This is a genomic window from Prevotella sp. SGI.167 (genome assembly GCF_050313615.1).
GTDB lineage: Bacteria > Bacteroidota > Bacteroidia > Bacteroidales > Bacteroidaceae > Prevotella.
Genome location: NZ_JBNPLT010000030.1, coordinates 18,207 through 41,341, shown reverse-complemented (window position 1 = coordinate 41,341; position 23,135 = coordinate 18,207). Strand labels below are relative to the sequence as shown.

At 48.3% G+C, this 23,135-nt stretch carries 18 protein-coding genes; 10 read left to right on the top strand and 8 right to left on the bottom strand.

From position 1 onward, the window contains the following. Positions 1 to 1,192 (top strand): WG repeat-containing protein (locus ACQRBJ_RS12980; RefSeq protein WP_445303861.1); only part of this gene is annotated, 1,192 nt, incomplete at its 5' end. A 69-nt stretch (positions 1,193 to 1,261) separates the two neighbouring features. Here the strand turns inward: ACQRBJ_RS12980 and ACQRBJ_RS12975 are convergent. From ACQRBJ_RS12975 to carB, 3 genes are all read right to left on the bottom strand, one after another. Beyond that, complete coding sequence (locus ACQRBJ_RS12975) at positions 1,262 to 3,337, bottom strand: OmpA family protein (protein WP_445303860.1); 2,076 nt, start codon at positions 3,335 to 3,337, stop codon at positions 1,262 to 1,264. A gap of 177 nt (positions 3,338 to 3,514) precedes the next feature. Next, positions 3,515 to 5,620, bottom strand: coding sequence for a DNA topoisomerase 3 (locus ACQRBJ_RS12970; protein WP_445303859.1), 2,106 nt, complete (start codon positions 5,618 to 5,620; stop codon positions 3,515 to 3,517). Positions 5,621 to 6,104: 484 nt separating this feature from the next. Further along, a complete protein-coding gene (gene carB, locus ACQRBJ_RS12965) occupies positions 6,105 to 9,338 on the bottom strand; it encodes a carbamoyl-phosphate synthase (glutamine-hydrolyzing) large subunit (protein WP_445303858.1) in 3,234 nt (1,077 codons plus the stop codon). Positions 9,339 to 9,628: 290 nt separating this feature from the next. On the opposite strand from carB, the gene ACQRBJ_RS12960 reads away from it, so the two are divergent. The 3 genes from ACQRBJ_RS12960 to ACQRBJ_RS12950 all read left to right on the top strand — a co-directional run bounded on the left by ACQRBJ_RS12960 (position 9,629) and on the right by ACQRBJ_RS12950 (position 12,399). Continuing rightward, positions 9,629 to 10,366, top strand: a complete 738-nt coding sequence (locus ACQRBJ_RS12960; RefSeq protein WP_294971626.1) for a (Fe-S)-binding protein — start codon at positions 9,629 to 9,631, stop codon at positions 10,364 to 10,366. Further along, positions 10,363 to 11,736: a lactate utilization protein B gene (locus tag ACQRBJ_RS12955; protein WP_294971629.1), complete on the top strand. Its 1,374-nt coding sequence runs from the start codon at positions 10,363 to 10,365 to the stop codon at positions 11,734 to 11,736. Before ACQRBJ_RS12960 ends, ACQRBJ_RS12955 begins: the two co-directional genes overlap by 4 nt. A gap of 84 nt (positions 11,737 to 11,820) precedes the next feature. Further along, positions 11,821 to 12,399, top strand: a complete 579-nt coding sequence (locus tag ACQRBJ_RS12950) for a LutC/YkgG family protein (RefSeq protein WP_445303857.1) — start codon at positions 11,821 to 11,823, stop codon at positions 12,397 to 12,399. A gap of 135 nt (positions 12,400 to 12,534) precedes the next feature. Here ACQRBJ_RS12950 and ACQRBJ_RS12945 read toward each other — a convergent pair whose 3' ends face one another. From ACQRBJ_RS12945 to ACQRBJ_RS12925, 5 genes are all read right to left on the bottom strand, one after another. Then, a complete protein-coding gene (locus ACQRBJ_RS12945) occupies positions 12,535 to 13,530 on the bottom strand; it encodes a GNAT family N-acetyltransferase (RefSeq protein ID WP_445303856.1) in 996 nt (331 codons plus the stop codon). Positions 13,531 to 13,560: 30 nt separating this feature from the next. Then, positions 13,561 to 13,977 (bottom strand): sugar 3,4-ketoisomerase, encoded by a 417-nt coding sequence (locus ACQRBJ_RS12940; RefSeq protein ID WP_294971634.1) that lies wholly within the window; start codon positions 13,975 to 13,977, stop codon positions 13,561 to 13,563. A gap of 76 nt (positions 13,978 to 14,053) precedes the next feature. Then, the gene (purT, locus tag ACQRBJ_RS12935) at positions 14,054 to 15,235 is read right to left on the bottom strand and encodes a formate-dependent phosphoribosylglycinamide formyltransferase (protein ID WP_217761464.1); all 1,182 of its coding nucleotides are present in this window, start codon (positions 15,233 to 15,235) and stop codon (positions 14,054 to 14,056) included. 4 nt (positions 15,236 to 15,239) lie between these two features. Beyond that, on the bottom strand, positions 15,240 to 15,857 hold the full coding sequence (locus ACQRBJ_RS12930) for a cytidylate kinase-like family protein (protein ID WP_295346419.1): 618 nt from the start codon (positions 15,855 to 15,857) through the stop codon (positions 15,240 to 15,242). Between the two features lie 26 nt (positions 15,858 to 15,883). Next, the gene (locus ACQRBJ_RS12925; RefSeq protein WP_445303855.1) at positions 15,884 to 17,257 is read right to left on the bottom strand and encodes an MATE family efflux transporter; all 1,374 of its coding nucleotides are present in this window, start codon (positions 17,255 to 17,257) and stop codon (positions 15,884 to 15,886) included. Positions 17,258 to 17,504: 247 nt separating this feature from the next. Here ACQRBJ_RS12925 and ACQRBJ_RS12920 point away from each other — a divergent pair, with 247 nt between their 5' ends. The 6 genes from ACQRBJ_RS12920 to ACQRBJ_RS12895 all read left to right on the top strand — a co-directional run bounded on the left by ACQRBJ_RS12920 (position 17,505) and on the right by ACQRBJ_RS12895 (position 22,937). Continuing rightward, the gene (locus ACQRBJ_RS12920; protein WP_445303854.1) at positions 17,505 to 18,962 is read left to right on the top strand and encodes a S8 family peptidase; all 1,458 of its coding nucleotides are present in this window, start codon (positions 17,505 to 17,507) and stop codon (positions 18,960 to 18,962) included. Between the two features lie 253 nt (positions 18,963 to 19,215). Next, positions 19,216 to 20,526, top strand: coding sequence for an exodeoxyribonuclease VII large subunit (gene xseA, locus ACQRBJ_RS12915; protein ID WP_294972287.1), 1,311 nt, complete (start codon positions 19,216 to 19,218; stop codon positions 20,524 to 20,526). A gap of 34 nt (positions 20,527 to 20,560) precedes the next feature. After that, the gene (gene xseB, locus ACQRBJ_RS12910; protein ID WP_089544660.1) at positions 20,561 to 20,755 is read left to right on the top strand and encodes an exodeoxyribonuclease VII small subunit; all 195 of its coding nucleotides are present in this window, start codon (positions 20,561 to 20,563) and stop codon (positions 20,753 to 20,755) included. A gap of 311 nt (positions 20,756 to 21,066) precedes the next feature. Continuing rightward, positions 21,067 to 22,083 carry a branched-chain amino acid aminotransferase gene (locus ACQRBJ_RS12905; RefSeq protein WP_153079366.1) on the top strand — a complete coding sequence of 339 codons (1,017 nt, stop codon included), beginning with the start codon at positions 21,067 to 21,069 and terminating at the stop codon, positions 22,081 to 22,083. Positions 22,084 to 22,242: 159 nt separating this feature from the next. Then, positions 22,243 to 22,482 (top strand): hypothetical protein, encoded by a 240-nt coding sequence (locus tag ACQRBJ_RS12900; protein WP_445303853.1) that lies wholly within the window; start codon positions 22,243 to 22,245, stop codon positions 22,480 to 22,482. Between the two features lie 5 nt (positions 22,483 to 22,487). After that, the gene (locus ACQRBJ_RS12895; RefSeq protein WP_445303852.1) at positions 22,488 to 22,937 is read left to right on the top strand and encodes a PIN domain-containing protein; all 450 of its coding nucleotides are present in this window, start codon (positions 22,488 to 22,490) and stop codon (positions 22,935 to 22,937) included. Positions 22,938 to 23,135: the final 198 nt, after the last annotated feature.

The following is a 23,135-nucleotide window of genomic DNA, read 5'->3' as shown; positions in this document are numbered from 1 at the left end:
TCAAGTATGGAACTGGAATGCTATGTTCGAAGGAAAGCTGAAAGTGGGCAAGAAAATGGAGACTCCGAAGGAAAGAGAGTTTTTCCTGATGAACAAGGAACAAGACGGTATTCGGATTCATCCAGACTCGGAAATGATGATGGTGATGAGCCATGAAGAATTGCTCCAAACACTACAGTATCGTGAGTTTGTGGATAGCAAAGGGGAGTTCGCCATCATCAAACTGCCTGATGGAAAGATGACAGTAGTGAACCGACACGGAGAGCAGGTACTGGAGCCAGGCGATTACTATGACATGAAACTACTGAGCGGAAACATCCTGTTCTACCGACCTCGCAGAAAGGCGAAATGCTATTATGACCTGTTGGCAAAGGCTGTCATCGACGATGGCACTAACGTAGCAGAGGCTCCCCAGGTTGTCAATATAAAAGGATGGGAGTTTATAGAATATAACGACATCTTCATGTCTCGAACCCAAGAAAATTTTTCTCTGCCATATCGTCCTTCACAATATGATTTTCTGAATTATGGGTATTATATGATATTCAGATTCAGACCTTCTGCTCCCGGTTGTCAGGTATGGTACTATTGTGAGGGTGATGAAGGGAAGATGCGCATGAGCAATGAAGAGAGCAGGAATGTATGTTTCTTGCGTAATGATTACGAACATGTGTATTGGCTATGTGCTGTCCTGTATGGTGATTGTATCGTTGTTATGGACAGCAAGCAGGACTACTACCTGGTGGATTCAAATTTGAAGAAGACCTATATAGGATGCAATAATCCAAAGAATGAGAAGGAAGATTTGAATGTCGTGATGCCTCGCCTTGGCAAGAAATACTATCATGAGGCGATGTTGCAAAAGAAGGAAATGGAAGCAAACGAGATGCTTCTTTTGCATGAGAAGTCAGAGGAAGGACATGTGGAATTGTATCAAGCTGGAAAGAAATGGGGCGTGAAGATAGATGGTAAAGTTATCGTGCCACCCCTCTACTGCAGTATAGCGCAACCTGTCGGTGCCTATTGCGCCTTTGAACAGGTTCCCAGACATTGGGGCGTTATGACATTGAAAGGAAAAGTGATTGTTGATGCCAAATATGAGAAGGTGGAGATTCGTGACAATGGAATCGCCGTGGTAACAGGCATCACGGGAAAAACACAGACAATCAATCTTTTAAAGGTAAAAGGGTAAATGTTCTTTCCTGTTTTTAGGCACGGATTACAATCCATGTAATCCGTGCCTTATCTATATCCGTTCTTTTTATTCCAAATCAAATTCGAAATCGAAGCCGTTGCCATTGGATTCTTCCTTCTTTGGCTTTGGTTTCGGAGGATTCTTCAGGTTGCCCTTCTCGTCAAACATATTGTATGTAGTGCGAAGTACGATGAACTCGGTGCGGCGGTTCAACTGATTGCAGATTTCCTGATGCTCCTTGCTCTGCTTGAGGATAAACTCCTGGGTGAGTTCGTCGCCCTCCTTGAGCCAAGGATATTTCTCGGTCAGCTTCTTGCGAACCTTCTTTGGTCGCTCCTTGCCATATCCCATTGGGGTAAGGCGCTCCTTCTCGATGCCATGGGCTATCAGGTAATCTACTACAGACTGGGCACGGCGCTGAGACAACCGCTTGTTGTATTCGGCATTTCCCTTGTAATCGCAATGGGCACTCAGCTCGATGGTTACGTTTGGATTCTCCTTCAGCAATTCCACGAGTTTATCAAGTGCCTTGGTGCTGGCTGACGTCAAGGTAGCTTTGTCAAACTCATAGAAGATGTTGTCGATGAGTACGGGGGCAGTGATGGAAGCCAATGGGAACTGGAGTACATACTCCTTGCTCTCCTTAGCCGTATCTACTCTCAATTCCTCCTTATGATTGAGGAATCCCTTGCAGGAAGCCATTACCAGATAATCTACCTTCGTGTTGATAACCATGGAGAAGGAACCATCGCTCTTCACCGGCAATTTCTTGTAGGTTCCGTCATTACCTACCACCATCACTTGGGCTGCTGGCAGTTCATAGCCGTCCATCTCGTAGACCCAACCCTTCATCGTGGTGACTATCTCCGGGTTCTCGAATGAATAGATGTGGTCGTAGCCTCGGCCGTCCCTTCTGTTGGATGAGAAGAAACCACGGTTGTGTGGCCCCTCGAATGTCATTCCGAAATCATCTGCTTCTGAATTGAGCGGATAACCCGGATGCTCCAGCTTGTATCTGCGAGTCTTCTTGTCTACTTTGGCGATAAAAATGTCGAGACCGCCCATGCCTACATGGCCATTGCTACTGAAGTAAAAGTCGCCATTGGGACGGAAGGTAGGGAACATCTCGTCGCCCGGTGTGTTGATGGGTTCACCGAGATTCTCTACACCGCCAAGACCGGCAGCCGTAAGACGGATACGCCAAATGTCAAGACCGCCTACACCTCCCGGCATGTCTGATACGAAATAGAGCCATTCGCCATCGGGACTGATGGCTGGATGGGCATAGCTGCTCAGCGTATCTCTCGTTATTTGCAGTTGGGATGTCTTGCCCCAAGCTGCATCCGAGCGAGAGGAGGTTACTATCTGAGCATAGCGGGGAGAGGACGGGTCGGTGGTGCACTGGGTAAGATACATTTCCTTTCCGTCAGGAGTGAAGCAACAGGCTCCTTCGTCATAGGCGGTATTAAGTCCACCACCAATGGCTTCGGGTTTGCTCCATTTTCCCCTATCGTCTTTTTCTGACAAGAAGATGTCGCCGGCTTTGGTGCCGGTGATTCCACTGAGTTCATCACCTTCTGCCTCATTCCGGGTAGAGGTGAAATAGAGCTGGTCGTATTCATCGCCCAGGAGCATGGGTGAATAGTCGTCTCTTCTGGAGTTGAATACGTCCATCTTCTTTATTTTGTATCGGCTTCCTTCTTTCTTCCAGATGGGAGCCTTCTGTGCAGATTTCAATCCGTTTTTGGCAAGGACATTGTCGGGCATGGAATCTACGAGGATTCTGAATTCTTTTTCTGCCTGTTTGTATTCACCGTTTTTCAAGAGCACACGGGCGTAAGCCAGGCGGTCGTCCAATGATGCCTGGTTGTAACGGATGGCATTGCGATAAGCGGCAATCGCCTTTGGTGTAGAATTGATCTTCTCATAACAGCGAGCCATCTTCAAGGCAATCTTTCCTCGATTGTCTCTTTCCTTGGCTGGAGTTTTGGTATAAGCCTGCTTGAACTGGTCGGCAGCATCGTAGTATTCGCCCAGAGAAAGGAACTTCTCTCCCTTCTTCAGGTTCCTGTCAATGCCGCAGCTTATCAGAAGAAGGCAGCAGAGTGCTGTTATGATTTGATAAAGTCTTATTTGTTTCATATTGATTAAACTTTCGCATATTAGGAAGTTAAAGGAGTTAAGGAAGTTAAGACGTATGTCTTTCAGCTTAAAAACTTCGCCAAAAAGACTATTGTCTTAACTCCTCAGCGACCGTAGGGAGCGATAACTCCTTTAACTTCTTTAACTCCTGAACTTGCGAACTTGAGCTATATCTTATTACATCTGCGAGAATGGCTGGCGATATTGACAGCCTGATTTCCAGTTGCTGCAACCATAGGCGGTCTTACCCTTGATGATAACGCCCTTTCCGCAGAGCGGACATGGCTTGCCTACCATTGGGTCGGCTGGAGACTTCTTTGCTGTAGCTTTCTTCTTTGCTGGCTTTTTCTTGAGATCTTCCTCCGTCATGATGGTTACTCTTCGGCTGCTGTTATCCGATAGAACATCGATGACAATCTGATTGATCTGTTCTTTCAAGCCGTTGATAAATTCTGCAGGGTCGTAGGTCTTGTGCTCGATGTCTCGGAGCTTTTTCTCCCAGATACCGGTCAGCTCGCAGCTCTTCAGGAGTTCCTCGTGGATGGTGTCGATGAGTTCGATACCTGTAGGGGTTGCCATCAGGTTCTTGCGCTGGCGACGGATATAGTGGCGCTTGAAGAGGGTCTCGATGATGCCGGCACGGGAGGATGGGCGACCGATTCCGTTTTCCTTCAATGCTGCACGAAGTTCCTCGTCTTCCACGAATTTACCCGCTGTCTCCATCGCACGGAGCAGGGTTGCCTCGGTATAATACTTCGGTGGCGTGGTCCATTTTTCTGTCAGTGTAGGCTGATGATCTCCCGATTCGCCTTTCACGAAAGAGGGGAGGGTTCTTTCTTCTACCACTTCCTTCTTGGCACCGTTTCCGGTTCCATCGCCTGCATTTCCGCCATTGTTTCCGTTGGTGTTATCTGATGCATCGTCGTCATCGGCATTCTTCGCATCCTTGGCATAGACTACTCGCCAGCCCGGTTCGAGAATCTCCTTGCCGCTCACCTTGAACTCTATCTTTTCCGGTTTTGGACCATCTTCGTTGATTACTTCGCCCAATACGGTGGTGGTAGAGAATTTACAGTCCGGATAGAACACGCTGATGAAGCGCTTGGCGATGAGGTCATAGACATTCGCCTCCATATCGGTGAGTCCGGTTGGCGGAACACCGGTTGGGATGATGGCGTGGTGGTCGGTTACCTTGCTGTTATCGAAAACCTTCTTGCTCTTCGGCAACTTCTTGCCAGTGGCTGCGAGCTGCTGGATGAGCGGCAGATATTTCTGCTGACTGGCTATCTTTGCCTGACTCACACCATTCAGAATCTGCGGACATTTCGGATAGATATCGTCTGTCAGAAACTGGGTATCTACACGAGGATAAGTGGTGTACTTCTTCTCGTAGAGACTCTGGATGAGTTTCAGCGTGATATCGGCAGAGTAAGCAAACTTCTTGTTGCAATCTACCTGCAGCGAGGTGAGGTCGTAGAGATGAGGTGGCGCCTCGTTTCCCTTCTTCTTGCTTACATCTGTGACGGTGAAGGGTTTGCCGGCGATGGTACTGAATGCTTTCTCTCCTTCCTCCTTGCTGGTAAACTTGCCGCTGGTTGCCGTAAACTGGGTGTCGCGGTAGATGGTGGCGAGTACCCAGTAAGGTTCGGAAACGAAGTTGTCGATTTCCTTCTGGCGGTTTACGATCAGGGCAAGGGTAGGGGTCTGCACCCGGCCGATGCTGAGCACCTGTTTGTTCTGACCGTATTTCAATGTATAAAGTCGGGTGGCGTTCATGCCGAGAATCCAGTCACCGATGGCACGGGAAAGTCCGGCAAGATAGAGCGACTGATATTCCCCCTGGTCTTTCAGTTCCTGGAATCCCTGCTTGATGGCTTCATCGGTCATGGATGAAATCCACAGTCTCTTGACGGGGCATTTTGCCTGCGCCTTCTGCATCACCCATCTCTGGATAAGCTCTCCTTCTTGTCCGGCGTCACCGCAGTTGATGATGCTGTCGGCAGCCTGCATCAGTTTCTCGATGGTGGCAAACTGCTTCTTGATGCCTTCATCGTTGATGAGCTTGATGCCGAAGCGCTGTGGAATCATCGGCAACGCCGAAAGGCTCCAATGTTTCCACATCGGAGTATAATCATCCGGTTCCTTCAGCTCACAAAGGTGACCGAAGGTCCATGTTACTTGGTAACCATTACCTTCCATATAACCGTCGCGTGCCGTGGTAGCCCCGATGATTCGGGCGATGTCCTTAGCCACGCTCGGTTTCTCTGCTATACAAACTATCATTCTTTATTCTAATTTCTCTTTGCAAAGGTACAATAAAATAATGAGAAAGCCATCATTTCGGCTTTTTTTTCTCATGGTAGAGAATAAAAAAGCCCTGTAAGAGCAAAAGCTTTTTGTTTTCAAAGCTTTTGCCCTTACAGGGCGACTTTGCTGATTGTTATCTAACCCAGGACGATTGCCCTGGGCTAGGAAATTCTGCCCTTTCAGGGCGTTTGGGTAAATCCTTGCGTGAGATTATGGCGTCCCGGCGGATTTGCAATCCGCCGTCAAAAAATGTTCGACCTATTAAAACCGGGGGATTTGTAATCCCCCAACAAAAGGAGAAGCATACTCCTTTGCTGCGGATTTCAAATCCGCAGAGCCTAAAAAGGTTAGGACATTTTTTAACGCCGGATTTCAAATCCGGCGGGACGCCTAGCGGAGATAATCATCTCTCATAAAAATCCGTGTAATCCGTGTAATCCGTGCCTAAAAAACAACGAGATTACTCGTACTCCTGCCAGCTCTTAATCTGAAGCTGGTCCTGGCTCAATGTGCAGAATGCCTCGATGAAGGCGGAAGCCAGACGGGCATTGGTGAACAGAGGAATGTTGTGGTCGATGGCACCACGACGGATTCTGTAACCATTGGTCAACTCACGCTTGGTGTGATTCTTAGGGATGTTGACGATGAGGTCGAACTTGTGGTCGGCAATCATCTGCATCACGTTAGGGATATCCTTGTGGTCCTCATCAGGCCATCCTACGGCTGTAGCCTTCACGTTGTTCTCGTTCAGGAACTTCGCTGTGCCGGCTGTAGCGTAGATGGTGTAACCGTTCTTCACCAGTGCCTGGGCTGCATCGAGCAGAGAAGCCTTCTCCTTCGCACCACCGCTTGAAAGCATGATGCCCTTATCCTTTGAAGGAATCTTGTAGCCGGTGGCAATCAATGAGTTGAGCAATGCCTCCTCGAAAGTATCACCCATACAACCTACCTCACCGGTAGAACTCATATCTACACCCAAAACAGGGTCGGCGTTCTGCAAACGGGCGAATGAGAACTGTGAAGCCTTCACACCCATGCGGTCGATATCGAAGGCAGACTTATCCGGCTTCTGGTATGGAGCGTCGAGCATGATGCGGGTAGCCGTCTCGATGAAGTTGCGCTTCAATACCTTGCTCACGAATGGGAATGAGCGGGATGCACGGAGGTTACACTCGATTACCTTCACATCGCGACCCTTAGCCAGGTACTGGATATTGAAAGGACCAGAGATGTTGAGCTCCTTGGCAATGGCACGTGAAATCTTCTTGATCTGACGGGCTGTAGCGAAGGAAATCTGCTGGGCAGGGAAGGTCATGGTTGCGTCACCAGAGTGAACACCAGCATACTCTACGTGCTCTGAAATACCATACTCTACAATCTCACCGTTCTGAGCCACACCGTCGAACTCGATTTCATTGGTCTCTGTCATGAACTGAGAGATAACCACTGGGTACTCCTTAGAAACCTCAGAAGCTGCCTCCAGGAAGCGACGCAGCTCATCATCATCGTGACAAACGTTCATGGCTGCACCGGAAAGAACGTAAGATGGACGAACGAGAACAGGATAGCCTACCTCGTCGATGAACTTCTGAACATCCTCCATAGAGGTGAGGGCGCTCCACTTAGGCTGGTCGATGCCGAGCTTATCGAGCATGGCAGAGAACTTACCGCGGTTCTCTGCACGGTCGATGTTGACAGGAGATGTACCCAGGATTGGCACAGACTGGCGATGGAGCTTCATAGCCAGGTTGTTTGGAATCTGACCACCTACTGAAACAATCACACCACGTGGTGACTCCAGGTCGATGACATCGAGTACACGCTCGAATGAAAGCTCATCGAAGTAGAGACGGTCGCACATATCGTAGTCGGTAGATACGGTCTCCGGATTGTAGTTGATCATGATTGACTTGTAACCCAACTTGCGGGCTGTGTTGATGGCGTTTACTGAACACCAGTCGAACTCTACAGAAGAACCGATGCGGTAAGCACCCGAACCGAGAACGATGACAGACTTCTCGTTCTTGTAGTAGTTGATGTCGTAACCCTCTACGGCGTAAGTCATGTAGAGATAGTTGGTGAGGTCAGGATGCTCGCTTGCCACAGTAGGGATGCGCTTTACGGCAGGAAGAATGTTCAGCTTCTTACGCAGAGCACGAACTGTGAGCACTTCCTTCTCCATGTTGGTATCTTTGGTCTTCAATACGAAGCGGCCAATCTGGAAGTCAGAGAAGCCCAATACCTTAGCCTCGCGCAATACCTCGGCAGGAATCTCCTCCAGAGTATTATATTCAGAAAGCTTGTGCTTGTAATCTACGATATTCTTCATACGCTCGATAAACCAAGGGTCAATCTTTGTCAGCTCCTCGATGCGCTCGATGGTGTAGCCTTCCTCCAAAGCCTGGGCGATGGCGAAGATACGTAGGTCGGTAGGGTTGGAAAGCTCCTCATCCAGGTTATCGAACTTGGTGTGGTCGTTGCCAACGAAACCGTGCATTCCCTGACCAATCATACGGAGACCCTTCTGGAGCATCTCCTCGAATGAGCGGCCGATAGACATGATTTCGCCTACAGACTTCATGGAAGAACCAATCTTGCGGCTTACACCGGCAAACTTGGTAAGGTCCCATCGAGGAATCTTACAGATCATATAGTCGAGTGATGGAGCCACATAAGCTGAGTTAGGAGTACCCATCTCGCCAATCTGGTCGAGTGTATAACCGAGGGCAATCTTAGCTGCAACGAAGGCGAGCGGATAACCTGTAGCCTTAGAAGCGAGGGCAGAAGAACGGCTCAAGCGAGCGTTGATCTCGATGATACGATAGTCGTTGGTCTCAGCATTGAAAGCATACTGGATGTTGCACTCACCCACGATGTTGAGGTGACGGACACACTTCACGGCGATGTCCTGCAACATCTTCACCTGCTCGTCGGTAAGAGAACAGGTAGGAGCCACTACGATAGACTCACCAGTGTGGATACCGAGTGGGTCGAAGTTTTCCATAGAGGCAACGGTGAAGCAACGGTCGTTGGCATCACGGATGCATTCGAACTCAATCTCCTTCCATCCCTTCAGGCTCTCCTCAACGAGCACCTGAGGTGCGAAAGTGAAGGCAGATTCAGCAATCTCCTTGAACTCCTCTTCAGTCTTGCAGACACCAGAACCGAGACCACCCAGCGCATAGGCAGAACGGATCATGATAGGGTAGCCGATGTTGCGTGCCGCAGCCACAGCCTCCTCCATGTTCTCGCAAGCGTGGCTTACTGGAACCTTGAGGTCAACCTTGTTGAGCTCCTTTACGAAGAGGTCGCGGTCTTCTGTGTTCATGATTGCCTCTACCGAAGTACCCAACACATCCACACCGTACTCCTTGAGCACACCGTTGAGGTAAAGTTCTGTACCAACGTTCAAACCAGTCTGTCCACCCCAAGCGAGCATAATGCCGTCAGGGCGCTCCTTCTTGATAATTTCAGTTACAAAAAAAGGTGTCACCGGCAAGAAATAAACCCTGTCAGCAATACCTTCACTTGTCTGAATTGTAGCAACATTTGGATTAATGAGGACGGAACTAATACCCTCCTCGCGCAAGGCCTTGAGAGCCTGCGAACCGGAATAGTCAAACTCACCTGCCTGGCCAATCTTCAAAGCACCAGAACCTAGTACGAGGACTTTCTTAAGCTGTTTCTTCTTCATGTTATATAACTATAAGTTTGTTCTTTATATGTCTTATTATTTATGTTTTTAGCAACTAAACTGTATTTGCGTTAGTTCACAAATGGTAGACACACTATTTCGAGTTGCAAAGTTACGCTATTTATTTGATTATTCCAAATTTTCTGCAAATCTTTACAGTTAAATAACATCAATTATTATTATTTCTTCTCTAGAATGTCGTATTTTTGCAATTATTTTGTTACTTTTGCAGCGACTTTTGGTCATGTAGAAAAAGAATAAAAAATAGCAAACAAGATAAATATACAACAATGAAAGTCGGATTATTCGTCCCTTGCTATGTAGATGCCTTATACCCTGAAGCGGGTGTGGCTACATACAAGTTGCTTAAGCATTACGGACTAGACGTGGGTTATCCCGAAAAACAGACTTGCTGCGGTCAGCCAATGGCAAACGCTGGTTTTCAGGACAAGTCGGAGAAGGTCATAGAGACATTTGATGAACTGTTCAAGGATTACGATTACATCGTAGCTCCTTCTGCATCATGTGCTGCTTACGTGAAGGTGTATTACCCTAAGATTCTTGAGGGTAAGCACGAGTGTGTTTCCTCTAAAAAGATTATGGACGTTGTGGAGTTCCTTCACGATGTGCTGAAGGTTGATCATGTGCCTGGCAAATTCCCGCATGAGGTCAGTGTGCACAACAGTTGCCATGGTGTGCGCGAGCTTGGATTGTCGTCTCCTTCTGAGCGACACATCAAGCCATTCAATAAGATTATCGACCTGTTGAATATGGTGGAAGGTATTACCATCCACGAACCGGAGCGCAAGGATGAGTGCTGCGGATTCGGTGGTATGTTCTCTATCGAGGAGCCTGCCGTTTCTACCCGTATGGGCGAGGACAAGATCAAGCGTCACATGGCTACGGGTGCCGAATATGTTACCGGACCGGATTCTTCCTGCCTGATGCATATGGCTGGTATTGCCAAGAAGGAGAATATGCCGATCAAGTTTATCCATGTTGTTCAAATTTTAGCTGCAGGACTATGAGTACAGAACATTCCAAAAGAGCTGCGAAGTTTACGCAGAACGTAGAGAAGACCACCTGGCACGATGCTACCTTCTGGTCTGTTCGTCAGAAGAGAGATAAGATGGCGCAGGAACTTCCTGAGTGGGAAGACCTCCGCGAGCATGCGTCTGAAATCAAGATGCACACCATCACCCATCTTGCCGATTACCTCGATATGTTTTCCAAGAACCTGGAGAGCCGTGGGGTGAAGGTGCACTGGGCAAAGGATGCGCAGGAGTTCAACGAGATTGTGCTCGGTATTCTGAAAGACCATAACGTGAAGAAGATGGTGAAGTCGAAGTCGATGCTCACCGAGGAGTGCGAGATGAATCCTTATCTGGAGCAGCACGGCATTGACGTGGTGGAGACCGACCTGGGTGAGCGTATCATCCAGCTTCTGGGTCAGAAGCCTAGCCATATCGTGATGCCTGCCATCCACCTGAAGCGTGAGGAAGTGGGAAAGATGTTCGAGGAGAAGGGAATCTCCAAGGAAATCGGAAACTACGATCCTACTTACCTGACCCGCTGTGCCCGTCATCATCTCCGAGACCAGTTTATGGAAGCTGGAGCAGGTATGACCGGCTGTAACTTCGGTGTGGCTGCTACCGGCGATTGTGTGGTCTGCACCAACGAGGGTAATGCCGATATGACCACTTCCATGCCTAAGCTCCATATCGTAGCGATGGGTATCGAGAAGCTGGTTCCTGACTATAAGTCACTGGCTGTATTCCAGCGCCTGCTCTGCCGCTGTGGAACCGGTCAGCCTACCACTACCTATACTTCTCATTTCCGTCAGGCTCGTCCGGGTGCCGAGATGCATGTGGTTTTGGTGGATAACGGCAGAAGCGATATTCTCGCCGACAAGGACCACTGGCAGACCTTGAAGTGCATGCGCTGCGGAGCCTGCATGAACACCTGTCCGGTTTATCGCCGTTCGGGTGGTTACAGTTACACCTATTTCATTCCGGGTCCTATAGGTGTGAACCTGGGTATGCTGAAGAATCCTCAGAAGTACAGCGACAATGTTTCGGCATGTACCTTGTGCTTGTCTTGCGACAATGTATGTCCTTCCAAGGTGGGCCCTGGTTCTCAGATTTACGCTTGGCGCCAGAGCCTGGACAAGTTGGGCAAGGCAGATTCTGTGAAGAAGGCGATGTCGAATGGTATGAAATATCTCTTCGATCGTCCTGCGCTCTACACTACCGCCCTGAAGTTTGCTCCGCTTGTCAATCTGGTTCCAGAGTGCTGCACGCACTTCAGCCACTGGAATGCCTGGGGTATCGGTCACGCCATGCCTGAGTTTGCAAAGAAGAGTTTCCATCAACTTTGGAAAGAAGGAAAGGTGAAGTGATTTAAGTGAAGAGTGAAGAACGAAGAGTGAAGAATTCAACGGCTTTACTGATCATAAAGTTCAAAGTTCAAAGTTCAAATATCAATGAATAAAGAAGATTTCCTGAACAAGTTGCGTAAGAATACGCACGTTCAATTCGATATGCCTGCCGTAGATGTCAAGGGAATCCAGTATGAGGATACCTTGAAGCAGTTTATTGAGATGACTGAGTCTGTGGGTGGACACGTGATAGAGGCGAAGGAAGGCGAGAGCCTGGATGAGCTGGTGAAGAAGGCTTATCCGGAAGCCAAGGTCTTTGCTTCTCATCTGCCTGAGATTACCATGGCGCAGAAGAATCCTGATACCGTGGCTGAGGCCAACGACCTGAATGGTACCGATGTGGGTATTGTTCGTGGTGAAGTGGGCGTGGCTGAGAACGGTTGCGTCTGGATTCCTCAGACCATGAAGGAGAAAGCGGTGCTTTTCATCTCGGAATATCTTGTGATTTTCCTCGAAAAATCCAAGATTGTGAACAATATGCATGAGGCTTATGCCCGTATTGAGATGGATCCGAAGTATAATTTCGGTACTTTCATCAGTGGTCCTTCCAAGACTGCCGATATTGAGCAGGCATTGGTTATGGGTGCGCAGGCTGCTCGTGGTGTGACTGTTATACTCTTGTAAGAGGCAGAATGCTGCATTTATAAATAAAGTATAATAGTAGGTAAGTATGCAAAAAACAGGTGTTAACTGTTAACCTGTTAACTCTATAGACAAATCCCGAAGTTCCTGATGTGGAATTTCGGGATTTATATTTTCTTATAATCTCCATTCATACGTATCATAAACCACTCCTCTTCCTCCGAAACCTTCCTTCTGGTGGATGAGGTTGGCATTGAGGTAGTTTCCTCTGTCTTCGGTCGATTTACCGAAATCGATGAATGGGGCGTTCCATTTCTTCTGGTTGATGACGTAATCGAAGAGCAGGTCCAGGGCTCCCTCTTCCTTCCCCTTTTCTGAAGCACCGATGTATTGGGTGTGTATTACTTGTGGAGTGATGAAGAGGATGGTTCCTGCAATGACTTCCTCGTCCTTGAGAACAGAATAGCCGATGATGTTTTCCGGAAAACGGCTCATCAGGAGCTGCAGTTCCTCGTTGCTGTGTACGGGGCGGGTATGATATTTCTGCTGCAGATTGTTGTTGAGGATGTTCCAGAAGGCAAGTACATCTTCGGGGGTACTTTGTCTGATGATGAGCTGGTTTCTCTTTGCCTTTCTGATTCCTCTTCTTCTCTGTTCAGAGAATCTGAGCTTGTTCTGCAGCGGAATGGTGGTGGATATTTCCCTGGTGCTGAGGCTAGCCTTGCCTGTGTGGATAAGGGCATAGAGATCTTCCTCGGATGGAATCTTGTGATAAATCCAAGGGATTGCCTTATAGGTGAGTTTCGAAAAGCCTTCCTGCTTCAGATAGTTTCCGATGGCTTCGAAGGTTTCGCAGGTAAGCGCTGCTGTCATCTTGTTGCAGGTGAGCAGACCGCCATACGTAAGTCCCTGATGGGAAACCAGTTCTTTTAGAGAAATCTCAATGTCAGAATCAGAACCCACCTTATTGCCGGAATCAGAACCCACCTCGTTGGCTGGCAGCAGGGCATAGAGCTTGTCCTTATAATAAATCATCAGGGAATGGTCGTGAAATCGGTCCTGATGATAATCCATATAGTTTCTATCAAACAGGAAGGTTCCCTGTCGGGATTGCTTTACGAATTCATTCCAAGTCTGATGGTTTTCTGGGGTGTATCTTTTGACAGTTATCATTCCTGTAGTGGATTAAATAGGATTCTCGGATTATCTCTTTCGGGAAGAGATGTAATCCAGGAACTCTTCATATTCATATAGATAATCATCGGCATCGTAAGGCTCTGAGGCGAGTACAAGGCAGACAGCTCCTGGCGAGAAGTTGTCGAGGGTACGCCAGATTTCCGTATCCAGAAACAAGCCTTGGTCGGGACGGGTCAGATGGTATTGCTTCTTCTCGTGTCCATCGTCCAGATTGACCGTAAAGGAGCCTTTGGCAGCAATGATTACCTGTCGGAGCTGCTTGTGAGCATGTCCACCCCGGTTTTCTCCCTGAGGCACTCCATATATCCAGTAGGCCCGTTTCACCCGGAAGGGAATCTGCTGCTTCTTGTCGTCAATAGATACGAATTCACCGGTAGAAGTTGTTTCCAGGGGTAGATCGATGATTTTTCCGATTTCTTTCATTCGTCTAAGGAAATAATAGATACAGAAAACAGAAGTTTCCCCATTTCCTGTACCTATTATATATTATATGTATTGTTTATTTCTTCATATAAGGGTCGGTACCCAATACGGTCTTTGCCAGGCGCTTTGCCTTGTCGCGGAGCTGGTTGAGGTCATCGCCCTTCTCGCCGTAGCAGAGAACGACACCCATGCGGCGACCCACGTGAGCCTCTGGCTTACCGAAGATGCGGATGCGGGTGTGGTCTTCCTTCAGGGCATCGAGCATGTTGTAGTTCAATGGCTCTGTGCTCTCTTCCGGTGAGAGGATGACGGCAGAACAGCCTACGTGCTCCAGGTGGATTCCGGCGATAGGCAAGCCCATCACGGCACGGAAGTGGAGCTCAAACTCGCTCAGGTTGGTAGTGTGACCGAGAGTAACCATACCTGTATCGTGTGGACGAGGACTCAGCTCAGAGAAGATAACCTCTCCCTGCTTGCTCAGGAAGAACTCTACGCCCCAGAGGCCGGCACCGGTCAAAGCCTTGGTCACTTCGCCTGCGATGTGCTCAGCCTTCTTCAAAGCCTCCTCAGGAATCTGGAATGGCTGCCAGCTCTCTCGGTAGTCACCGCCTTTCTGTACATGGCCGATAGGTGGGCAGAAGAGGGTAGGGCCATTCTTCTGGGTGATGGTGAGGAGGGTGAACTCTGAATCGAAGTCGATGAATTCCTCGATGATAACTTCCTTCACGTCACCGCGACCTTCTTCCATTGCCTCCTTGTAAGCCTCCTTCAGCTCATCGTCGTTGTGAACATAGCTCTGTCCATGACCGCTTGAACTCATCAGAGGCTTCACTACGCATGGGAAGCCGATTTCGTCGGCTGCGTTCTTGAACTCCTCGAAGGTCTTTGCGTAGAAATACTTGGCTGTGCGCAGACCCAGTTCCTTGGCAGCCAGGTCGCGGATGGCACGGCGGTTCATGGTGTAGTTCACGGCACGGGCAGAAGGTACAATCTGAATGCCCTCCTTCTCGAAGTCGAAGAGTCGCTCGGTGCGGATAGCTTCAATCTCAGGCACGATGATGTCTGGGTGATGTTTCTCTACCACTGCGGTCAATGCGTCGCCATCGAGCATTGAGAACACTTCTCGCTCGTCGGCTACCTGCATGGCTGGTGCATTGTCATACTTGTCGCAAGCGATGACATACTGTCCTGCTCGCTTTGCGGCGATGGTAAACTCTTTGCCCAGTTCGCCTGAGCCCAAAAGCATAATCTTCTTCATTATATTATAAGTTAAATTTCTTTCTGATGAATTCTGCAATAAACTTGGCTGTCTCTTCGATTCCCAGATGGCTGCTGTTGATGCAGAGGTCGTAGCTTTCGCTGTGGCCCCACTTCTTGCCTGTATAGTAATCGTAGTAAGAGGCGCGCTGCTCCTCGTGGCTTTCGATAAACTTGCGAGCGGAGGCTCTGTCGATGTCCTTTCGCTTGCAGACTGCCTTGATGCGGTCGTTGATATTGGCTGTGATGAAGATGTTGATTACATTCTTGTAGTCACGGAGCACATAATCGGCGGTTCTGCCCACGAAAACGCAGTTGCCCTGATCGGCAGCCTTCTTGATGGCGTCGCTCTGGAATTTATATAAGCCTTCCTGTGAGAAGTCGTTGTGATAAAAGTTGTTATCGCTAAGGAATGGCAGATGAGTATGGAAGAGAGACTTGAAGAATCCCTTCTGCTCATCGTTCTGCTCGAAGAATTTCTCGGAGAATCCGCTCTCCTTGGCTGCCAGGTTCAGCAGCTCACGGTCGTAGCATTTGCAACCGAATTCTTCCGCCAGCTTCTCGGCGATGATATGGCCGCCGCTTCCTATCTGGCGACCCACGTTTATGATAATCTTGGTCATAAGTATAAAATTTTAGCTGTTAACTGTTAACTGTTAACTTTCATGTTTTCTCTATGTTGTCTTTTCAACTTGTTCATGTACCACACCATCACGATGGCAGCGATGACTGCGGCTGAGAAGTCGGAGATAGGCATACTGTACCATACACCGTCAATACCCCAGATCATCGGCAGGAAAGCCAGGAGCGGCAGGAGAATGAGCAACTGTCTCGAGAGTGAGAGGAAGATGCTTATCTTCACCTTTCCGATGCACTGGAAGAAGTTGGTGATAACCATCTGGAAACCGATGACCGGGAAGCAGAACATCACCACTCTGATTGCCTTGATGCCCAGGTCTATCAGCTGCTTATCGGTCGTGAACATTCTTGCGCAGTAGTAAGGCAGGAACATCGCTATCAGCCATCCTACCACCATGATGGCGGTGGCGGCAATGATGCTCAGGTTCAGTACGCGCATCAGTCGGTCCAGTTTCTGGGCTCCATAGTTGTAGCCTGCAATAGGCTGCATTCCCTGGTTAACGCCGAACACAAACATCACGAACACCATCGCAATACCGTTGGCTATTCCGTAGGCACCCACAGAGAGGTCGCCTCCGAATCTTACCAGCTGGTTGTTGATGAAGATAACGATGATGCAGGCGCATACGTTCATCAGGAAGGGCGAAATGCCGATGGAAAGGATTTTGTCCACGAGCTTTCTCTTCAGTTTATAGATGCCTTTCTTCATGTAGAGCAGCTCGTTCTTGTTGCTGAAGAGCTTGAACTGCCAGCACAGTGCCATCAGCTGCGAAAGGATGGTGGCGATGGCGGCTCCCTGTATTCCCCATTTGAAGACGAGGATGAAGAGCGCATCCAATATCACGTTCATTACCACCGTGAAGATGGTGGCGTACATCGCCTGCTTCGGCTTGCTCGCCACTCGGAGCAGGGAGTTCATGCCGAAATACATGTGGCTCACTACATTGCCCAGCAGAATGATGACCATATACTCATGCGCATAGGTGAGCGTCTGGTCGCTGGCTCCGAAGAATCTCAGGATAGGGTCGAGGAAGAGCAGACAGATGATGCTCAGTCCGATACCGATGATGAGATTCAGTGAAATCGTGTTACCCAGAATGTTCTGCGCTGTGGCATAATCCTTTTGTCCCAACTTCACGCTGATGGCAGTAGACGCTCCTACGCCCACACCGGCTCCGAAGGCGGCGGTGAGGTTCATGAAGGGGAAGGTGATGGCAAGTCCTGAGATGGCCATGGCTCCCACACCCTGACCGATGAATACTCGGTCTACGATGTTGTAGAGCGAAGAGGCTGTCATGGCAATCATAGCAGGCAAGGCGTATTGAACCAGCAGCTTGCCCACCGGCTTTGTACCTAATTCTAATGTCGCTTGTTTATTTTCCATTTATATCTGTTTTTTGCCTCATAGCCCATCGCCTGCTGCTTTCAGAAAGCAGCAGCGTCGACTACTTGTCTGCAAAAGTACAAAAAATATCTGATACCTTATTATACATATAAGAAAAACTTGCATTTCCTGATAAAAACTTCCCTTTTCTTTTGGAGTTTTCGTACAAATTCTGTACTTTTGCACTTTAGAATAAACAATAACAATAAACAATGACGACCGGCGAATCATGCCGGATTGACCTATAATGATGAAAAAATATTTAATGCTTTATGCATTCTTAATGACCACCCTTTCGTTGCTGGCTCACGATGACAGGGTTACAAATTTTGAGCAACTGATGCGATTGCCTCGCATCACGGAGACTGATATGGTGTCTTTCCCTGGTGGCAAGTGCATGATGTATCGTCTCTATCTCAAGGATAAGGATCTGATGAATACGCCTTATTCCGTAGAGCGTCCGGAGGAGTTTCTCTCTTCCCGTTCCATAGAGCGCCGCAAGCGTCAGGGGCTTCCCGTCGACGTGACCGACCTGCCCGTAGCTCCTGCCTATCTCCAGGCCGTGAGCGATGCGGGCATTGAGATTGTGGGCAAGAGCAAGTGGAACAATACTCTGCTGGTCCGCATCCACAAAGAGAAGGAACTGCGGAAACTGGAGGGATTGGATTTCATCACCCAGACCCGGAAGGTCTTTGAGGCGCCCGATTCCGTTACCCAGCGTGTGCGTTCTTCTGTTAGAAAGGGAAATAACGACTGGACGAGCGATGCTTCCGGCGAATACGGTGCGGCTAAGGATCAGCTGAAAGCCCTGAATGGCGAGAAACTCCATGCCAATGCCTATCGGGGCAAGGGCTTGATGATAGCTGTCTTTGACGGTGGATTCATGAATGTGGATAAGATTCCGGCGCTTCATGGCATTCATCTGGCAGGCATCCGTGATTTCGTGGTGCCTGAATCCAAGAATGTCTTCGCTGAGATGGAGCATGGAACGATGGTCCTCTCTACGATGGCTGCCAATCTGCCTGAAGTTTATATCGGTGTGGCTCCGGATGCGCAGTATCTGCTGGTGCGTTGCGAGGACGAGCGCACGGAGAGTCTTGCCGAGGAGGATTACTGGGCTGAGGCTGCGGAATATGCTGACAGCTGCGGTGTGGATATTATCAATTCCTCCCTGGGTTATCATGGTTTTGATGATACGAAGATGAATCATCATTATTATGAGCAGGATGGAAATACGGCCCTTATCTCGCGTTCGGCTTCGATGTGTGCCGATAAGGGAATCGTCTGCGTCAACTCTGCCGGAAACGACGGTATGGGCAGTTGGAAGAAGATTAATTTCCCTGCCGATGCAAAGGATATTCTTACCGTAGGAAGCATCAACGAAATGGGGATGAATGCGGCTTTCAGTGCCGTAGGACCTACGGCTGACGGAAGAATCAAGCCTGATGTGATGGCGTATGGTAGTCCTACTGCGGTGATTACGGGCAGGGGAAGCATCATCAATGATAACGGTACTTCGTTCTCCTCTCCGCTGATTGCGGGCATGGTGGCCTGTCTCTGGCAGGCGCTCCCCCACAAGACTGCCAAGCAGATTATCAAGCTCGTGAGATTGGCTGGCAACAACCAGCAGCATCCCGATAATGTCTTCGGCTACGGTGTTCCTGATTTCTGGAAAGCTTATCAAACGGGGAAAGCGATTAAGTAGGCACGGAGAAAAAATAAGGCACTGAGAAGAAAGAATAAGGCACGGAGAAAAAAGAATAAGGCACGGAGAAAAAAGAATAAGGCACGGAGAAAAAAGAATAAGGCACGGAGAAAAAAGAATAAGGCACGGATTACACGGATTACACGGAGGCTCGCGCCCTTGTTCTCTGATAAAAAATCCGTGTAATCCGTGTAATCCGTGCCTAAAAAAATCCCGTGCCCCAAAAATAATTCAGTGCCAAAAATATAAGAGTATGAAGCAAAGATTGTCTCTCTATGAATTAAACTCGATAGTCAGCGAAATCATTTCGATGTCCTTGCCCGACAGCTATTGGGTGGAAGCGGAACTCTCTGAGGCTCGCGAGGGCTACGGTGGACACTGCTATCTGGAGCTCATCGAAAAGGACGAGCGCTCCAATACGCCGATAGCCAAGGCGCACGCCGCCTGCTGGCGAAACCGATGGATGCTCATCAAGCCGAACTTCGAACGGATCACCGGACAGCGCATTCATGCAGGCATGAAGGTGCTGCTCAAGGTTCATGCCCAGTTTCATGAGAACTACGGCTTCTCATGGATTGTAGACGACATCGACCCCAACTATACGATGGGAGATATGGCGCGCAAGCGGTTGGAAATCATCAATACGCTGAAGGCTGAGGGTGTTTTCGAACTCCAGAAGGAGCTGGTGCTCCCGATGTTCTGCCAGCGCATCGCCGTCATTTCGAGTGCCACGGCTGCCGGATATGGCGATTTCTGCAATCAGCTTGCCGATAACGACTATGGCTTGCAGTTTACCACCCGTCTCTTTCCTGCCACGATGCAGGGCGAAGGTGTGGAGCAGAGTGTCATCGCAGCCCTGGACTGCATCAATGCCGAATGGGAGGAGTTCGATTGCGTGGTCATCATCCGAGGTGGAGGAGCCACCAGCGACCTTTCCGGTTTCGATACTCTGGCGCTTGCCGAGAATGTGGCGAATTTCCCGCTGCCTATCATCACGGGAATTGGACATGAGAGGGATGAGAGTGTGCTTGATATGATTTCCTTCCAGCGTGTGAAGACGCCTACGGCTGCCGCTGCCTTCCTCATCAATCATCTTACCGAGGTCTATGCCCGGGTGATGAATGCGCAGGAGGCTATCGTGCAGAACGTGAAGCACCGGCTGCAGGTGGAGAAGATGAGACTTGAAAGGTTGAGCAACACCATTCCGGTTCAGTTCTCGCTGGTAAAGACGCGGCAGGGGGCTTATCTCGACCGTCTGATGAGTCGGCTCAGTTCGAATGTCCAGTCGAAAGTATCGAATGCCCAGCGCAAGTTGGAGATTCTCTCGCAGAACATCCAGCCGGTATTGGAAAGAAAAATGCTCAACGAGAGTCATCGTCTGCAGCTCCTCTCTCAGCGCATTCAGGCGCAGGACCCCGAGTTGTTGCTGAAACGTGGCTACAGCATCACGCTGAAAGATGGCAAGAGCATCCGTTCTGCCTCAGAACTGAAGAGTGGCGATATCATTGAAACGAGGTTCGCCGAGGGCAATGTGAAGTCGGAAGTGCAAAATATCCACTGTTAACTGTTAACCTGTTAACTCCAAACAAAATTAAATTATGGCAAAAGAAGAAATGAAATATGAGCAAGCCGTAAGAGAGCTTGAGCAGATTGTAGAAAGAATGGAGAATGATGAGCTCGATATTGACCAGCTCTCCGAGCAGTTGAAGCGTGCCAAGACCCTGGTGAAACTCTGCAAGGACAAACTCACCAAGACCGATGAGGAAATCAAGAAGCTCCTTAGCGAAGATTGATTTCCCCTCTCACCAGTTTCGGCGGATTTCAAATCCGCAGGAACGCCTACGGAGGATTGAAGCCCCCGCTTGTTTCGGCGGATTTGCAATCCGCCGCCGTACAGGTAACTATTGCGGATTTGTAATCCGCTAAAAGGACCGGCGCACGAATAAAATAGCCCATAAATTTGGTAAAATTATGCCTTAATATGGTAGAAATGAATAAAATGATAACGTTTTCACTAAAAAGATTGCAAAATAGTTGCAGATTAATAGAATATTTTGTACTTTTGCATTCAAAATATTAGTAGAACATTAAAAATATAGATGTTATGAAAGACTTAGATTGGTCTAATTTGTCATTTGGCTATCGCCAGACTGACTACAATGTTCGCTGTTACTATCGCGACGGCAAATGGGGCGAAATAGAAGTTTGCTCTGATGAGTATTTGAAATTGCACATGGCTGCAACCTGCTTGCACTATGGTCAGGAGGCTTTCGAGGGCTTGAAGGCTTATCGTTGCCCAGACGGCAAGGTGCGCGTGTTCCGCATGGACGAGAACGCTAAGCGCTTGCAGAGCACATGTCGTGGCATTCTGATGCCAGAGGTGCCTACAGAAATGTTCGAGGAAATGGTGAAAAAGGTGGTCCGCCTCAACCAGGAGTGGATTCCTACCTATGAGAGCGGTGCTACGCTCTATATCCGTCCGCTGCTCATCGGTACAAGTGCTCAGGTGGGCGTGCATCCTTCTAAAGAGTATTGCTTCCTCATCTTCGTAACTCCAGTGGGTCCATACTTCAAGGGTGGATTCTCTACCAACCCATACGTCATCATCCGTGATTTCGACCGCTCTGCTCCTCTCGGAACAGGTATCTATAAGGTGGGTGGAAACTATGCTGCTTCCCTCAGAGCCAACAATATTGCTCACGAGAAGGGTTATGCCTGCGAGTTCTATCTCGACGCCAAGGAGAAGAAATACATGGATGAGTGTGGTGCTGCCAACTTCTTCGGTATCAAGAACAATACATACGTTACTCCTAAGAGTACATCCATCCTCCCATCTATCACCAACAAGAGCTTGATGCAGCTGGCTGAGGATCTCGGTATGAAGGTTGAGCGCCGTCAGATTCCTGAGGATGAGTTGGATACATTCGAGGAGGCTGGTGCATGCGGTACAGCTGCCGTAATCAGTCCTATCAGCTACATTGACGACTTGGATACTGGCAAGCGCTACAACTTCGGTGAGAAGCCAGGTCCTATCTCTAAGCACCTCTATGATACCCTCCGTGGAATCCAGTATGGTACCATCGAGGACAAGCACGGTTGGACAACCGTAGTTATTGAGTAAAAACCAATAAGAGATAATATTTCGTTCAGAGCACTTTGAGGAGTTTTCGCTTCTTGGAGTGCTTTTTTTCTGCCTTTTTCATCCATTTTCTTGCGAGTTTCATAAAATAATCGTAACTTTGCCCACAGAAATATAACTTCTTAAAAGAAAGGAAAGATTATGCAGACAACTATCAATATATCATTGGATGTACCTCAGTCTTATCAGTTGGAAACATTGAAGCAGGAGTTGACAGAGTATGCTAAGAAATTAGTGGCTAAAGCTAAGCCTAAGGCAAAGATTGCAAGAAAGCAATATGCTCATGATGCCTTATGCGGTATTATGAAGACTGATATGAAGACAGATAAGTCGGATAAGGAATTAATAGAGGAGTATCTAGAAGAAAAATATCAAATCTGACAACGATGAAAGTCTTTTTAGATACTAATATTTTTATCGAATACACCACGTGCCGTAAGCAATTCAGATGGGTACGTGATGTTTTTGATGCTATAGAAGATGAAATTATTTCTGCTGTAGCTTCTGTTGGAGGTATGTACACAAATGCATATCTTGTTACTCTTTATTTTAAAGAGCATGGTATTCATAGGCCTGAGCAGACAGAGAGAGTCAGACAGACGCTTTTAGCGTTTTTGCAGTTGGCTCCTACTGTAGATTGTTCAGCAGAAACAGTTCAAGAAGCTGTCAATGATGAGCGCTTTACCGACATAGAGGATAGTTTTCAGTATCACTGTGCCTTGCAGAATGATTGTGATGTTCTGTTGACTATCAACATCAAAGATTATAAAAACGTATTAGGACAAAGACCGGAAGTTTTGACTCCTGAGGAATTTGTTGAGAAGTATCTCGAATAAAATACCATAGCCTTTCAGCATTCCCCCTTGCTGAGAGGCTTTTTCTTTTTAAGGCAAGAGAGGTGGTTAACAGAGTTAACAGTTAACAGCTGTTTTTTCCTACCTCCCCCTCGCGTACCTTATATAATAATAAATATATATATACTTATTTTTATATGTGTAGGGGTGGGGGTATGCATTTTTGGGGTGTTAACTGTT

Excerpts from the sequence above, each read along its gene's own strand:
- ACQRBJ_RS12955 (WP_294971629.1), top strand. The coding sequence starts at position 10,363 with ATGAGTACAGAACATTCCAAAAGAGCTGCGAAGTTTACGCAGAACGTA.
- ACQRBJ_RS12960 (WP_294971626.1), top strand. The coding sequence starts at position 9,629 with ATGAAAGTCGGATTATTCGTCCCTTGCTATGTAGATGCCTTATACCCT.
- ACQRBJ_RS12925 (WP_445303855.1), bottom strand. The coding sequence starts at position 17,257 with ATGGAAAATAAACAAGCGACATTAGAATTAGGTACAAAGCCGGTGGGC.
- ACQRBJ_RS12945 (WP_445303856.1), bottom strand. The coding sequence starts at position 13,530 with ATGATAACTGTCAAAAGATACACCCCAGAAAACCATCAGACTTGGAAT.
- ACQRBJ_RS12950 (WP_445303857.1), top strand. The coding sequence starts at position 11,821 with ATGAATAAAGAAGATTTCCTGAACAAGTTGCGTAAGAATACGCACGTT.
- purT (WP_217761464.1), bottom strand. The coding sequence starts at position 15,235 with ATGAAGAAGATTATGCTTTTGGGCTCAGGCGAACTGGGCAAAGAGTTT.
- ACQRBJ_RS12905 (WP_153079366.1), top strand. The coding sequence starts at position 21,067 with ATGAAAGACTTAGATTGGTCTAATTTGTCATTTGGCTATCGCCAGACT.
- ACQRBJ_RS12930 (WP_295346419.1), bottom strand. The coding sequence starts at position 15,857 with ATGACCAAGATTATCATAAACGTGGGTCGCCAGATAGGAAGCGGCGGC.
- ACQRBJ_RS12940 (WP_294971634.1), bottom strand. The coding sequence starts at position 13,977 with ATGAAAGAAATCGGAAAAATCATCGATCTACCCCTGGAAACAACTTCT.
- xseA (WP_294972287.1), top strand. The coding sequence starts at position 19,216 with ATGAAGCAAAGATTGTCTCTCTATGAATTAAACTCGATAGTCAGCGAA.
- ACQRBJ_RS12920 (WP_445303854.1), top strand. The coding sequence starts at position 17,505 with ATGATGAAAAAATATTTAATGCTTTATGCATTCTTAATGACCACCCTT.
- ACQRBJ_RS12895 (WP_445303852.1), top strand. The coding sequence starts at position 22,488 with ATGAAAGTCTTTTTAGATACTAATATTTTTATCGAATACACCACGTGC.
- xseB (WP_089544660.1), top strand. The coding sequence starts at position 20,561 with ATGGCAAAAGAAGAAATGAAATATGAGCAAGCCGTAAGAGAGCTTGAG.
- ACQRBJ_RS12900 (WP_445303853.1), top strand. The coding sequence starts at position 22,243 with ATGCAGACAACTATCAATATATCATTGGATGTACCTCAGTCTTATCAG.
- carB (WP_445303858.1), bottom strand. The coding sequence starts at position 9,338 with ATGAAGAAGAAACAGCTTAAGAAAGTCCTCGTACTAGGTTCTGGTGCT.
- ACQRBJ_RS12970 (WP_445303859.1), bottom strand. The coding sequence starts at position 5,620 with ATGATAGTTTGTATAGCAGAGAAACCGAGCGTGGCTAAGGACATCGCC.
- ACQRBJ_RS12975 (WP_445303860.1), bottom strand. The coding sequence starts at position 3,337 with ATGAAACAAATAAGACTTTATCAAATCATAACAGCACTCTGCTGCCTT.